Genomic DNA, 13,814 nt, shown 5'->3' with positions numbered 1-13,814 from the left:
ATGCGCCCCGCCTTGCTGCATCACCTGAACTGCTTACTTCCTGTTCGCTTCAGCGAGCGCGGCGAGCGCCGCGATCACGCCTTCCGCATACGCCGGATCGGCCCGGCGGAAATGCTCGATCTGACGCGCGACGATGTCCTCGGGCACGCCACTGATATGCCGTGCGATGTTGCCGAACAGCCGCTCGCGTTGCGCCGCGTCGAACAACTGGAACAGCAGGCCCGGCTGGCTGTAATAGTCCTCGTCCGCGCGATGGTCGTAACGGTCCACTGCGCCCGCCGCGAGCGGCGGTTCCGACGCATTGCTGTCCTGCGCGAAGTCGCCGAAACGATTCGGCTCGTAGTTCACGTTGCCGCCGAGGTTGCCGTCCGTGCGCATCGCGCCGTCGCGATGGAACGAACGCGGGCTCGGCACGCGCGGCGCATTCACCGGAATCTGATGGTGATTGATGCCGAGACGATAGCGCTGGGTGTCGCCGTACGAGAACAGCCGGCCCTGCAACAGGCGGTCAGGGGAGAAGCCGATACCCGGCACCACGTTCGCCGGCGTGAAAGCCGCTTGCTCGACGTCCGCGAAATAGTTCGCCGCGTTGCGATTCAACTCGATGGTGCCGACGTCGATCAACGGATAGTCCTTCTGCGACCACACTTTCGTGATGTCGAACGGGTTGTAGCGATAGCTCGCCGCGTCCGCTTCCGGCATCACCTGAATGGCGAAACGCCACTTCGGGAAGTTGCCTTCATCGATGTTCGTGACCAGATCGCGTTGCGCGCTTTCGCGATCCTGCGCGACGACCTGCGCCGCTTGCGCGTCGGTGTAGTTCTCGATGCCCTGCATCGACTTGAAGTGGAACTTCACCCAGAAACGTTCGTCGTTCGCGTTGACGAACGAGTACGTGTGCGAGCCGAAGCCGTGCATCTGCCGGTAGTTCTTCGGAATGCCGCGATCGCTCATCAGGATCGTCACCTGATGCAGCGACTCCGGATGACGCGACCAGAAGTCCCACGCGGCGACGTTGCTGCGCATGTTGGTGTACGGATCGCGCTTTTGCGTGTGGATGAAGTCCGGAAACTTGAGCGGATCGCGGATGAAGAACACCGGCGTGTTGTTGCCCACCACGTCCCAGTTGCCTTCTTCCGTGTAGAACTTGATCGAGAAACCACGGACGTCGCGCTCGGCGTCGGCGGCGCCGCGCTCGCCCGCCACAGTCGAAAAGCGCATGAAGAGCGGCGTTTCCTTGCCGACTTCGGCGAATACTTTGGCCTTCGTGTAGCGCGAGATGTCGTGCGTGACTTTCAGCGTGCCGAATGCGCCCGAGCCTTTCGCATGAACGCGGCGTTCGGGAATCACTTCACGGTCGAAATGGGCGAGCTTTTCGAGCAGCCAGACGTCTTGCAGGACGACCGGACCGCGCGCGCCGGCGGTCATCGAGTTCTGGTTGTCGGCGACGGGTGCGCCGGCTGCATTGGTGAGCTTACGTTCGGACATGCGGAACTCCAGGGTTGCTTTATCGGAAAGAAAATATGGGGAGAGGCGCGGCGCTTACGCTGACGGCTTACGCGGACAAGGCCCGATCGACCAGCAAAGACATGGCGACCGTGCGCATGCCAAGCATCGACGCGGCGAACGAGCTGGCGGTGGGGCGAGCGGATTGAGCCGATTGAGCGGCGACGGCCTGGGCTTGCTGCGGGTTCGATTGGGTCATGATTTCCTCCGGGTCTTGTGCGGATCGGGCGATCCATGGAGGAAACTATAACTAAACTATCGAATTAACGTATTTGATTAATTTTATCTATTCGATAGGGACGGCGACTATCGCCATGTGATGCGATACGGCCCGCCGCGCACAGATGGGCGACGAGCCGGCGTGGAGGCGACTTAATTGACGGCGACGGGCAAATCGAGTTTTTTCACGCCCGGCAGGTCGCAGGCGTTGATGGCGTCGCAGATCGCCTCGATCGCGGGCATCCGCGTGAAGCTCTTGCGCCAGGCGAGCACGACGCGGCGATCCGGCACGGGTTCGTCGAAGGGAACATAGCTGAGCAGGCCCGAATCGATGCCGCCCGCGTGCGGTTTGACTTCATGCACCGACATGCGCGGCAGCACAGTGATACCGACGCCGCTCGCGACCATATGACGGATCGTTTCCAGCGACGAACCTTCGAAGGTTTTCTGGATGCCGTCCGCGTTTTGCGAGAAGCGCATCAGTTCAGGACAAACGCCCAGCACATGATCGCGGAAGCAGTGGCCGCTGCCGAGCAGGAGCATGGTTTCCTGCTTCAGGTCGTCCGCGTCGATCTTCGGGCGGTTTTCCCACGCATGACCGGACGGCAGCGCGACGACGAACGGTTCGTCGTAGAGCGGGCGCAGCATCAGGCCCGTTTCCGGGAACGGCAGCGCCATGACGGCGACGTCGATTTCGCCCTGTTTGAGCAACTCGATCAGCTTGAGCGTGTAATTTTCCTGCAGCATCAGCGGCATTTGCGGAACACGCCTGATCATCTGTTTGACAAGCGTGGGCAGCAGATACGGTCCGATCGTATAGATGACACCGAGGCGCAGCGGCCCGACCAGCGGGTCTTTGCCCTGTTTGGCAATTTCCTTGATGGCGAGCGTTTGTTCGAGAACGCGTTGCGCTTGCGTGACGATCTGTTCGCCGATCGGCGTGACGCTGACTTCGCTGGTGCCGCGCTCGAAGATTTGCACATTGAGTTCGTCTTCGAGCTTCTTGATTGCCACCGACAGTGTCGGCTGGCTGACGAAACACGCTTCGGCGGCCCGGCCGAAGTGCCGCTCGCGGGCGACTGCGACGATGTATTTCAATTCGGTGAGCGTCATTGGGGACCAATCAGTGCGATGAGTTCGATAGATTATAGTTATACACCTATGGGGTCGGTTCGCCAACTTTTTGGTTTTTCTGCCCTCTCCGGCAGGCAAAGAACCAGGCAAGGAGTCACACCGCAGGCAAACAGCCCAACCGCCGGAAGGCCAGAAAACTAGGCCTTCAAATATTGCTCGCGGGCGCCAAGCCACCGGGCCAGGTGCTGCAACACCACCTCCGGGTACTTCTCGAGCAAAACCGCAGCCGCCTCGCGAGCAGGCTCGATTAGCCACTGATCGTTCTGCAGATCGGCAAACCTCAGCATCGCCGCGCCCGACTGCCGCGCGCCCAGAAACTCGCCTGGACCGCGAATCTCAAGGTCCCGACGCGCGATCTCGAAGCCGTCGGTCGTCTCCCGCATCGTTTGCAACCGCGCCCGCGCGGTCATCGACAACGGTCCCGTATAAAGCAGAACGCAAACCGATGCCGCGCTTCCGCGCCCCACCCGTCCCCGCAGCTGGTGCAATTGCGCCAACCCAAACCGCTCGGCGTGCTCGATCACCATCAACGATGCATTCGGCACGTCGACGCCCACTTCGATCACCGTCGTCGCCACCAGCAATTGCACCTCGTTGCGAGTGAATGCATCCATCACCGCAGCCTTCTCCGCTGGCGCAAGACGTCCGTGCACGAGGCCCACGTTCAACTCGGGCAACGCGGCCACCAGCGTTTCGTACGTTTCCACCGCGGTCTGCAACTGCAAAGTCTCGCTTTCTTCGATGAGCGGACATACCCAGTACACCTGCCGCCCCGTCAATGCGGCCTCGCGCACGCGGCCGATCACCTCTTCGCGCCGCGCGTCGGATACCAGCCGGGTCAGGATCGGCGTGCGCCCGGGCGGCAATTCGTCGATGGTCGAGACGTCGAGATCGGCGTAATAGGTCATTGCGAGCGTGCGCGGAATCGGCGTCGCGGACATCATCAGCTGATGCGGCTGGAAATCCTGCGCGCCGTCAGCGGCGCTCTGCGCCTTCGCCCGCAAGGCGAGCCGCTGCGCCACGCCGAAGCGATGCTGTTCATCGACGATCACCAGCCCCAGCCGCGCGAACTCGACCGCGTCCTGAATGATTGCGTGCGTGCCGATCACGAGCTGCGCCGTGCCGAGCGCCGCGGCTTCGAGCGCCGCACGCTTGTCCCTGGTCTTCAGACTGCCGGCCAGCCACGCGACGCTCACCCCCAGCGGTTCCAGCCAGCCACGCAGTTTGCGCGCGTGCTGTTCGGCGAGGATTTCGGTCGGCGCCATCAGCGCGGCCTGGTAGCCGGCGTCGATCGCTTGTGCCGCGGCCAGCGCGGCCACGATCGTCTTGCCGCTGCCGACATCGCCCTGCAACAGCCGCTGCATCGGATGAGGCTGCGTCAGATCGAGCGCAATTTCGCCACCGACGCGCTCCTGCGCCGCCGTCAGCGAAAACGGCAACGCCTTCAACAGGCGCGCGACCAGCGCCGACGCATCGCCTTCCTTGCGACGCGGCATGGCCGGCGCCGCGCGCGTGCGGCGCTCCTCGTGCGCGCGCTTCAACGACATCTGCTGCGCGAGCAATTCCTCGAACTTGATGCGCACCCAAGCCGGATGCGTGCCGTCGATCAACGCGGTTTCGTCGGACTGCACGTCCGGGTGATGCAGTGTGCGCACCGCGTCCATCAGTGTCGGCACGCCGAGCGGCTGCATATATGCGCGGGCGACCGGTTCGGGCAGCAACTCCGGCAACGACGTGCGCGACAACGCGTTATCGATCGATTTGCGCAGATACGCCTGCGTCACGCCCGCGGTGCTCGGATACACCGGCGTCAGCGCCTGGGGCAGCGGCGTGTCTTCGCCGACGGCGCGCACCGCCGGATGCACCATCTCCATGCCGAAGAAACCGCCGCGCACGTCACCGCGCACCCGCAGCCGCGCGCCCATCGCCATCTGCTTGACCTGCGAACCGTAGAAATTCAGAAAGCGCAGCACGAGTTCGTCGCCGGCGTCGTCGCGCAGTTTCACCAGCAGTTGGCGGCGCGGCCGATACGCGATTTCGTTGTCGAACACCACACCTTCGGTCTGCGCGATGCCGCCCGGCAGCAGGTGGCCGATCGGCGTCAGCGAAGTTTCGTCTTCATAGCGCATCGGCAGATGCAGGACGAGGTCGATGTCGCGCGTGAGCCCGAGCTTGGCGAGCTTGTCGGCGGTTCTTACGGGCGCGGGGCCCGCTTTTTTCTGCTCCGGCGCCGCACCGGCGCCAACCTCGGTCGCCACCGCCGCTGTCGCCTTGCCCCGCGCGACGCGGCGCTTGGGCTCGGCGCTCACTTCGTCGGTAGCGGAGGGCGATCGGCGTTCGGACAAAGGCATGGGTTGCTTCGCAAGTACAATATCGGCTGTCAAAGGTGTCGCCGCCATACAGCGCGCGGGCTCGCGGGCCGCTCCGGCGTCCCGCAATCATAGCCGCCCGGCTCCGGCTTCGGCTCAATTCAGTCTCAATTCGCTTCCAGTCGTCCGCATGTTTACGCTTTCCGATTTCGATTTCGATCTGCCGCCCGAGCTGATCGCGCAAGTTGCGCTGCCCGAGCGCAGCGCCAGCCGTCTGCTCGAAGTGGACAACACGGTGAGCCCCGCGCGTCTCACGGATCGCCGCTTTGCCGAGTTGCCCGAGCGCATCGCGCCCGGCGATCTGCTGGTCTTCAACGATACCAAAGTCCTGAAGGCACGCTTCCTCGGCCAGAAGGCCAGTGGCGGCAAAATCGAAGTGCTGGTAGAGCGTCTGACCGGCGAGCGCACTGTGCTCGCGCAGATCCGCGCGAGCAAAAGCCCGCAGCCAGGCACCACGATTCGCCTCGCCGACGCGTTCGACGTCACGCTCGGCGAGCGCGTCGAGCCGTTCTACACCCTGCATTTCCCGGACGACTGCCTGACGCTGATCGAGCAGTTCGGCCGCCTGCCGCTGCCGCCGTATATCGAGCACGACCCCGACGCGACCGACGAAACCCGCTATCAGACCGTGTTCGCGCAAAATCCCGGCGCGGTGGCGGCGCCCACTGCCGGCCTGCATTTCGACGACGCGCTGCTGGCCAAACTCGACGCCAGAGGCGTCGAACGCGCGACGTTGACGCTGCACGTCGGCGCGGGCACCTTCCAGCCGGTGCGGGTCGAAAATCTCGCCGAACACAAGATGCACAGCGAGTGGTATCACCTGCCGCAGCCGCTCGCCGACAAGATCGCGGCAACGCGTGCGCGCGGCAACCGCGTGATCGCGGTCGGCACCACCTCGATGCGCGCGCTCGAAGCCGCCGCGCGCGACGCCGAAGCCGCCGGCCGGCCGCTCGCCGCCGCCAGCACGGAAACCGATATTTTCATCACGCCGGGCTACAAATTCCGCGTGGTGGACCGGCTGGTCACCAATTTCCATTTGCCGAAGTCGACGTTGCTGATGCTGGTGTCGGCGTTCGCGGGTGTCGAGACGATCCGCGCGGCGTATCGCCACGCAATCGAGGAACGCTACCGTTTCTTTAGTTACGGCGACGCGATGTTGCTGGCGCGCAGCGACACTTGAAGCGCGCTTCAGCCGATCTGAATAGCGCCTACTTCAGTCCCATGCAAAGCTGTCGGCCAGAGTTCGCGTGTCGGCTGGAGTTAGTGCTTTAGCGCTTACTCCAGCCCCATAGCGCGTTACTCTGGTCCCATGCAAAGCACTTTTCCGGTAGCACAGGAGTTATCAATGACCGACGGTCATCATTCGCAGCAAGCGCAGCCCGCGCAATCAACACCAACGGAGTGCCCGGAAAACGGCCTCAAATTCGAACTGCTCGGCACCGACGGCCAGGCGCGGCGCGGCCGCGTCACGCTGAATCACGGCGTGGTCGAAACGCCGATCTTCATGCCGGTCGGCACTTACGGCACGGTGAAGGCGGTCCAGCCGCGCGAACTCGAGGAAATGCATGCGCAGATCATCCTCGGCAACACGTTTCACCTGTGGCTGCGTCCGGGGTTGGAGACGATCGAGGCGCACGGCGGCCTGCACGGCTTCATGGGCTGGAACAAGCCGATCCTGACCGACTCGGGCGGTTTTCAGGTGTTTTCGCTCGGCGATCTGCGCAAGATCACCGAAGATGGCGTCACCTTCGCGTCGCCGATTAACGGCGACAAGCTCTTCCTGTCGCCGGAAGTGTCGATGCAGATCCAGAAGGTGCTGAACTCGGACATCGTCATGCAGTTCGACGAATGCACGCCCTACGCGACCGATAACGTGCCGACTTCGCACAAGGAAGCCGCCGACTCGATGCGCATGTCGATGCGCTGGGCCAGGCGCTCGATCGACGAGTTCAACCGGCTCGGCAATCCGAACGCGCTGTTCGGCATCGTTCAGGGCGGCATGTTCGAGGACCTGCGCGACGAGTCGCTGGCGGGTCTCGCGGAAATGGATTTCCACGGCCTCGCGATCGGCGGACTCTCGGTCGGCGAACCGAAAGAAGACATGATGCGCGTGCTGAACCACATCGGCCCGAAGCTGCCGGCCAACAAGCCGCACTACCTGATGGGCGTCGGCACGCCGGAAGACCTGGTGGCGGGCGTGGCCGCCGGCGTCGACATGTTCGACTGCGTGATGCCGACCCGCAACGCGCGCAACGGCTGGCTGTTCACGCGTTTCGGCGACATCAAGATCCGCAACGCGACGCACAAGAACTCGCTGCGCCCGCTCGACGAGCAATGCGGCTGCTACACCTGCCGAAATTTCACACGCGGCTATCTGCACCATTTGCATCGTGTAGGGGAAATTCTCGGCGCGCAGTTGAACACGATCCATAACCTGCACTACTACCTCGAACTGATGCAGGAAATGCGCGACGCGATCGACGCGAAGCTGTTCGAGCCCTTCCGCAAACGCTTTCACGAGAACCGCGCGCGCGGCGTCGATTAGGCGCCTTGCGCGCTAACCGCCGACGGATTCGCATCCCGAGTCCGTCGGCATCGCACGAAAAACCTTACAGCCATCTTTCGATCGCGGCAAAAAAGGACTTTAAAAGCTTGATTGGAAAGCCGATTTGCCGCGCCGACCCTTGTCGGCCCGGTGGTAGAATAACCGGCTGATTTTTTTGATCGTTTTGATTTATAACGGAGAGACCAACGTGTCGTTCATTTCCAATGCCTTCGCCCAAGGCACCGCAGCAGGTGGCGTTGAGTCGAATCTGATGAGCTTTCTGCCGCTGATCCTGATGTTCGGCGTGCTGTACTTCATCATGATTCGCCCGCAAATGAAGCGCCAGAAGGAACATCGCAACATGCTCGCCGCAATGGCCAAGGGCGACGAAGTGGTGACGAACGGCGGTATCGTCGGTAAGGTGACCAAGGTGGGCGAAGCTTACGTCGGCATCGAAATCGCGGAAGGCACGGAAATCACCGTGCAAAAAGCGTCGGTCACGACAATTCTCCCGAAGGGCACGATCAAGTCGCTGTAAGGCCTGCTCTCTCGCGTCCGGCGCGGCCTCGCCGGCGGCTCACGCAGCACACCGCGCACCGCCCGCGCTCATCGCCGGACGCATCGCTTCCAAGCCAACCTTCCCGTTGGACCACTCATGAATCGCTACCCCCTCTGGAAATACGCCGTGATGCTGGTGGCTCTGGTCATCGGCCTCGTGTACACGCTGCCCAATCTGTTCGGCGAAGCGCCGGCGGTGCAGGTGTCGAGCGGCAAGGCAACGGTCAAGCTCGACTCGACCACGCTGTCGCAAGTCGAAGCGGCGCTCGCGTCCAGTCAGATCAAGCCTGAAGACGTCACGTTCGACAACGCGTCGAGCAACGCGAACATTCGCGTGCGCCTGCTGGACACCGACACGCAATTGCGCGTGAAGGACCTGCTGCAGAAATCGCTGAACAGCGACCCGACCGATCCGCAGTTCATCGTCGCGCTGAACCTGCAAAGCGCATCGCCGCGCTGGCTGAGCGCATTGCATGCGTTGCCGATGTATCTCGGGCTCGACTTGCGCGGCGGCGTGCATTTCCTGCTGCAAGTGGACATGGCCGGCGCGCTGAACAAGAAGCTCGACTCCGACGCCTCGGACGCGCGCACGCTCCTGCGCGACAACAACATCCGCGATGGCGGCGTGAACCGCGTCAACCAGACGGTGGTGATCAGCTTCGCCGATCAGGCCACGGCGGACGCAGCGGCCAAACAGCTGAGCCGCAGCATCAACGAACTCCAGTGGGCGTCGCAGCCCGGCACGGACGGTACTGTGCAACTGGTCGGCACGTTCACGCCGGCGGTGCAGAAAACCGTTCAGGACGCCGCGCTCAAGCAGAACATCACCACGCTGCATAACCGCGTGAACGAACTCGGCGTGGCCGAGCCGGTGATCCAGCAGCAAGGCGCGGATCGTATCGTCGTCGAACTGCCGGGCGTGCAGGACACGGCGAAGGCGAAGGACATCATCGGCCGCACGGCAACGCTCGAAGCGCGTCTCGCCGACCCGGTCAACACGCATCCGAACCCGTCCGATCCGGTGCCGCCGGGCGACGAACTGTTCACGCAAGGCAACCAGACGCCGGTGCTGCTGCGCAAGCAGATCATCTTCACGGGCGACCGGATTATCGATGCGTCGGCGGGCTTCGACGAGCATCAGCGTCCGTCGGTCAACATCCGTCTGGATTCGGCCGGTGGCCGCGCGGTACGCAGCGTGTCGCGCGACAACATCGGCAAGCCGATGGCCATGGTGCTGTTCGAAAAGGGCAAGGGCGAAGTGCTGACGGTGGCGACCATCCAGTCGGAACTGGGCGACCGCTTCCAGATCACCGGCCAGCCGACCCCGCAAGCCGCCGCCGACCTCGCGCTGCTGCTGCGTGCCGGTTCGCTCGCCGCGCCGATGGACATCATCGAAGAACGCACGATCGGTCCGAGCCTCGGCGCGGACAACATCAAGAAGGGCTTCCACTCGGTGGTGTGGGGCTTCGCGGCGATCGCCGTCTTCATGATCGCGTACTACATGCTGTTCGGCGTGATCTCGATGATCGGCCTCTCGGTGAACCTGCTGCTGCTGATCGCCGTGCTGTCCATGTTGCAGGCCACGCTCACCTTGCCGGGTATCGCCGCTATCGCGCTCGCGCTCGGTATGGCGATCGACGCGAACGTGCTGATCAACGAACGCGTGCGTGAAGAACTGCGCCACGGCGCACCGCCGCAACTGGCGATCCAGAACGGCTACGCGCATGCCTGGGCGACGATTCTCGACTCGAACGTCACCACGCTGATCGCCGGTCTCGCGCTGCTCACGTTCGGCTCCGGCCCGGTGCGCGGCTTCGCGATCGTCCACTGTATCGGCATTCTGACGTCGATGTTCTCGGCCGTGTTCTTCTCGCGCGGCGTGGTCAACTTCTGGTACGGCGGCAAGAAAAAGCTCAAGTCGCTGGCGATCGGCCAGGTGTGGCGTCCGGACACGGCGCCGGCGGGCTCCGCTGCCTACCTCGGCAACGAGGACGCCGCCACCGACACCGCACAAGCCGTTGCGGCCGCCACCGCCAAACCGAAGGCGGCGGCCTCCGCGCAAGCGCGTGCCGGCAAGCCGACCGTGCGCCGCCGCAACGCGCCGAATTCGCCGCAGAAACCGGGTTCGTCCCGCTGAACCCCGGAGAACTAAACCATGGAATTTTTCCGTTTCCGCAAAGACATTCCGTTCATGCAGCGCGCGTTGATCTTCAACGCGATCTCGCTGCTGACGTTTGTCGCCGCTGTGTTCTTCCTGCTGCATCGCGGGCTGCACCTGTCGGTGGAATTCACCGGCGGCACCGTCATCGAAGTGCAGTATCCGGGCGCCGCACCGCTTGAACCGGTACGCGGCACGCTGGGCAAGCTCGGTTACGCCGACGCGCAAGTGCAGAACTTCGGCACCTCGCGTGACGTGCTGATCCGTCTGCCGCTCAAGCAAGGCTTGACGTCCGCGCAACAGAGCGATCAGGTGATGGGCGCGCTGAAGGCGGAGACGCCGCAGGTGCAGTTGCAACGCGTCGAGTTCGTCGGCCCGCAGGTCGGCAAGGAACTCGCCACCGACGGCCTGCTCGCGCTCGCCTGCGTGGTCGTGGGTATCGTGATCTACCTGTCGTTCCGTTTCGAATGGAAGTACGCGGTGGCCGGCGTGATCGCGAACTTGCACGACGTGATCATCATTCTCGGCTTCTTCGCGTTCTTCCAGTGGGAGTTCTCGCTGTCGGTGCTAGCCGCGGTGCTTGCCGTGCTCGGCTATTCGGTGAACGAATCGGTAGTGATTTTCGACCGGATTCGCGAAACCTTCCGCCGCGAACGCAAGTTGACCGTGATCGAAGTGATCAACCACGCGATCACCAGCACGATGTCGCGCACGATCATCACCCACGGCTGTACGCAGATGATGGTGCTGTCGATGTTCCTGTTCGGCGGCCCCACGCTGCACTACTTCGCTCTGGCGCTGACGGTCGGTATTCTGTTCGGCATCTACTCGTCGGTGTTCGTCGCCGCGGCGCTCGCCATGTGGTTCGGCGTGAAGCGCGAAGATCTGCTGAAGGACAAGAAGGAAAGCACCGATCCGAACGACCCGAACGCAGGCGCGCAAGTTTGATCTTGCCGTCGACCTCGCTGTAAAAAAAGGCCGGTTCACTCGAACCGGCCTTTTACGTTTACGGCTCTACCGCTCTACCGCTCTACCGCTCTACCGTTCCAAGCTCCACCTATCTATCGCTCTGCCGCCCGCACGCCGCAACTATCGCCCTGCTCTGCCCCGTCGTGCGAAGACCTTCTGGAATATTTATCTGAACCCGAGTTTGCGCCGCGCCGCCATGAGCGCCGCCAGACTCACCGCCGCGGCGAAAATCATGTAGTAGCTTGGCGCGGCCTTCGAACCCGTGAAGCTGATCAGCCACGCGATGATGAACGGCCCGAAGCCGCCGAAGATCGTCACCGCGATGTTGTAGGCAAGCGACATGCCTGTCGTACGCGTCTGCACCGGAAACATCTCCGAGAGGAGGCCCGGCAGCGCCGCGAAATAACCGGTCATCAGGAAGCCGAATACGATCTGCAGCGCGATCAGCGTGCCGAAAGTCGGATGCGAGACCAGATACACGAAGGCCGGATTAATCAGCACGAGCAGCAACAGCGCCGATGTCAGCATGATCGTGGTGCGCCCATGACGGTCCGACAGATGGCCGACCAGCGGCGAAAACAGCATCTGGATCGCGCCGGTCAGCGCAATCGCCGCGAACGCGACCGATGGCGCAAGACCCAGCTGCTTCACGCCGTAGGTCGGCATGAACAGCACCAGATACGTCGACACCGTCCCGAGCACCACCACGCCGATCGCGATCACGAGGCGCAGCTTCTGGCTCGTGAATGTATCGCGCAACGGCGTCGTAGTCGTTGCCGCGGCGAGGAACTCAGGCGTCTCGTCGAGTCTGGTGCGAATGTACCAGGCCACCGGCCCGATCAGGAGCCCGAAGAAGAACGGCACACGCCAGCCCCACGAGGCCATCTGCTCCGGCGCCAGCCTGCCGGTCAACAGCGCGCCGAAACCGGCGGCCAGCAGCGTCGTCAGCCCTTGGCTCGCCACTTGCCAGCTCGCGAAGAAGCCGCGCCGCGCCGGCACGTGCTCAGCGAGAAACGCGGTCGCGCTGCCGAACTCGCCGCCCGCCGAAAAGCCTTGCATCAGACGCGCCGCTACGAGGATCACCGGCGCAGCAATCCCGATGCTTTGATAGGTCGGCAAAAGCGCGATGATCAGCGTGCCCGTCATCATCAGCAGGATCGACAACGTGAGCGCCGCCTTGCGGCCCGCGCGGTCCGCATATGCGCCGATCACGATCGCCCCGAGGGGGCGCATGAAGAACGACACGCCGAAGGTGCCGAGCGTGAGCAGTATCGACACTGTCTCGTTGCCCGCCGGAAAAAACAGCTTCGAAATGATCAGCGCGAAAAACCCGTACACCACCAGGTCGAACCATTCCAGCGCGTTGCCGATCGACGCGGCGACCACCGCGCGCCACGAATTTTGCTGGCTCCCCACCACGCTTGCTGCTGTCGTTGCGTTCATGCAGATCTCCGATGCGCGCGAAATATTATCGATGCCATGCAGGCTTTAAGTCCGATACTGCCTCACTGGATGCACGCACAACCAATGCGGCGTCAGCGCTCTGTGTACCTGAAAATCTAAAACGACGCGAGCGGCAAATGCCGGACAGCCGCCGCGCAAGGTCTTCAGCGTTTTCGGGCAGGCCAATAAAAAACCGCTTCGTCGCCAAAGCGAACGAAGCGGTTTTTTGTTGCCGTGGAATGGCCGCGCGGCGCGCACCACGCGCCAACGAATGCGTGAATGCGTGACGACTCGTGAACGCGCTTACTCCTGCTTGATGCCTTCAGCCTGAATATGCAGCTTGGTGTCCATGCTGAAGCCGTACTTGCTGCCGAAATCCATGCCGTATTCCGCGCGGCTGAAATGGCCGCTCGCTTCCACGCCGCATACTTCGCGCTTGAGCACCGGATGCGGCATGCATTTGAACGACTCGATCTTCAGGTTCAGCGGTTTGGTTACGCCGTGTATCGTGAAATTGCCGACCACCTCGGCCGGCTTGTCGCCGTCGAACCTGATTTCAGTGCCCTTGTAGGTCGCCGCAGGAAACTTGGCCACGTCGAAGAACTCGGGCGTCCTCAGATGCTCGTCGAGCTTGGGATTGCCGGTTTCGACCGAAGCCGGGTCGACGGTCACTTCCACCGTGCCGGTTTTTGCCGCACGGTCGAGCGTCACGATGCCCGAACTCTTGACGAACTTGCCGCGCCACACCGAGAGGCCGCCTAAGTGATCCGCTTCGAAGCTCGGAAAGGTGTGGGTCGGATCGAGCTGATAGGTATCGGCGGCGAACGCGCCGAGCGAGAAGGAAGAAGCCAGTGCGCCTACGGCGATCAACAGGGATGTTTTCAACTCATGCTCCTTTGTTCTGAAAGATAAG

General features: G+C 62.9%; 11 protein-coding genes. 5 read left to right on the top strand and 6 right to left on the bottom strand.

The genetic code is table 11. The features are described 5' to 3' along the window. Positions 1-33 precede the first annotated feature (33 nt). The 4 genes from DLM46_RS21900 to recG all read right to left on the bottom strand — a co-directional run bounded on the left by DLM46_RS21900 (position 34) and on the right by recG (position 5,210). The gene (locus DLM46_RS21900) at positions 34-1,488 is read right to left on the bottom strand and encodes a catalase (protein WP_115103776.1); all 1,455 of its coding nucleotides are present in this window, start codon (positions 1,486-1,488) and stop codon (positions 34-36) included. A 67-nt stretch (positions 1,489-1,555) separates the two neighbouring features. Continuing rightward, complete coding sequence (locus tag DLM46_RS39540) at positions 1,556-1,705, bottom strand: hypothetical protein (RefSeq protein WP_165848036.1); 150 nt, start codon at positions 1,703-1,705, stop codon at positions 1,556-1,558. Positions 1,706-1,878: 173 nt separating this feature from the next. Beyond that, positions 1,879-2,838: a LysR substrate-binding domain-containing protein gene (locus tag DLM46_RS21895; protein WP_115103775.1), complete on the bottom strand. Its 960-nt coding sequence runs from the start codon at positions 2,836-2,838 to the stop codon at positions 1,879-1,881. 158 nt (positions 2,839-2,996) lie between these two features. Then, the gene (recG, locus tag DLM46_RS21890; RefSeq protein WP_115103774.1) at positions 2,997-5,210 is read right to left on the bottom strand and encodes an ATP-dependent DNA helicase RecG; all 2,214 of its coding nucleotides are present in this window, start codon (positions 5,208-5,210) and stop codon (positions 2,997-2,999) included. A gap of 148 nt (positions 5,211-5,358) precedes the next feature. On the opposite strand from recG, the gene queA reads away from it, so the two are divergent. From queA to secF, 5 genes are all read left to right on the top strand, one after another. Next, positions 5,359-6,408 (top strand): tRNA preQ1(34) S-adenosylmethionine ribosyltransferase-isomerase QueA, encoded by a 1,050-nt coding sequence (queA, locus tag DLM46_RS21885; RefSeq protein WP_115103773.1) that lies wholly within the window; start codon positions 5,359-5,361, stop codon positions 6,406-6,408. 165 nt (positions 6,409-6,573) lie between these two features. Beyond that, positions 6,574-7,773 (top strand): tRNA guanosine(34) transglycosylase Tgt, encoded by a 1,200-nt coding sequence (tgt, locus tag DLM46_RS21880; protein ID WP_115103772.1) that lies wholly within the window; start codon positions 6,574-6,576, stop codon positions 7,771-7,773. A 208-nt stretch (positions 7,774-7,981) separates the two neighbouring features. Beyond that, positions 7,982-8,311, top strand: a complete 330-nt coding sequence (gene yajC, locus DLM46_RS21875; RefSeq protein ID WP_115103935.1) for a preprotein translocase subunit YajC — start codon at positions 7,982-7,984, stop codon at positions 8,309-8,311. A 117-nt stretch (positions 8,312-8,428) separates the two neighbouring features. Continuing rightward, on the top strand, positions 8,429-10,468 hold the full coding sequence (secD, locus tag DLM46_RS21870; RefSeq protein WP_115103771.1) for a protein translocase subunit SecD: 2,040 nt from the start codon (positions 8,429-8,431) through the stop codon (positions 10,466-10,468). Between the two features lie 18 nt (positions 10,469-10,486). After that, positions 10,487-11,437, top strand: coding sequence for a protein translocase subunit SecF (gene secF / locus DLM46_RS21865; protein WP_115103770.1), 951 nt, complete (start codon positions 10,487-10,489; stop codon positions 11,435-11,437). 186 nt (positions 11,438-11,623) lie between these two features. Here secF and DLM46_RS21860 read toward each other — a convergent pair whose 3' ends face one another. Together DLM46_RS21860 and DLM46_RS21855 are read right to left on the bottom strand one after the other, a co-directional pair. Continuing rightward, entirely contained in the window at positions 11,624-12,901 is a 1,278-nt protein-coding gene (locus tag DLM46_RS21860) for an MFS transporter (protein WP_115103769.1), read from the bottom strand. Between the two features lie 303 nt (positions 12,902-13,204). Next, entirely contained in the window at positions 13,205-13,774 is a 570-nt protein-coding gene (locus tag DLM46_RS21855; protein ID WP_115103933.1) for a YceI family protein, read from the bottom strand. Positions 13,775-13,814: the final 40 nt, after the last annotated feature.

This window comes from Paraburkholderia lacunae, assembly GCF_003353175.1.
Lineage (GTDB): Bacteria > Pseudomonadota > Gammaproteobacteria > Burkholderiales > Burkholderiaceae > Paraburkholderia > Paraburkholderia lacunae.
Note: the sequence above shows the minus strand (reverse complement) of the source record. Positions and strands in the feature narration are given on the sequence as shown.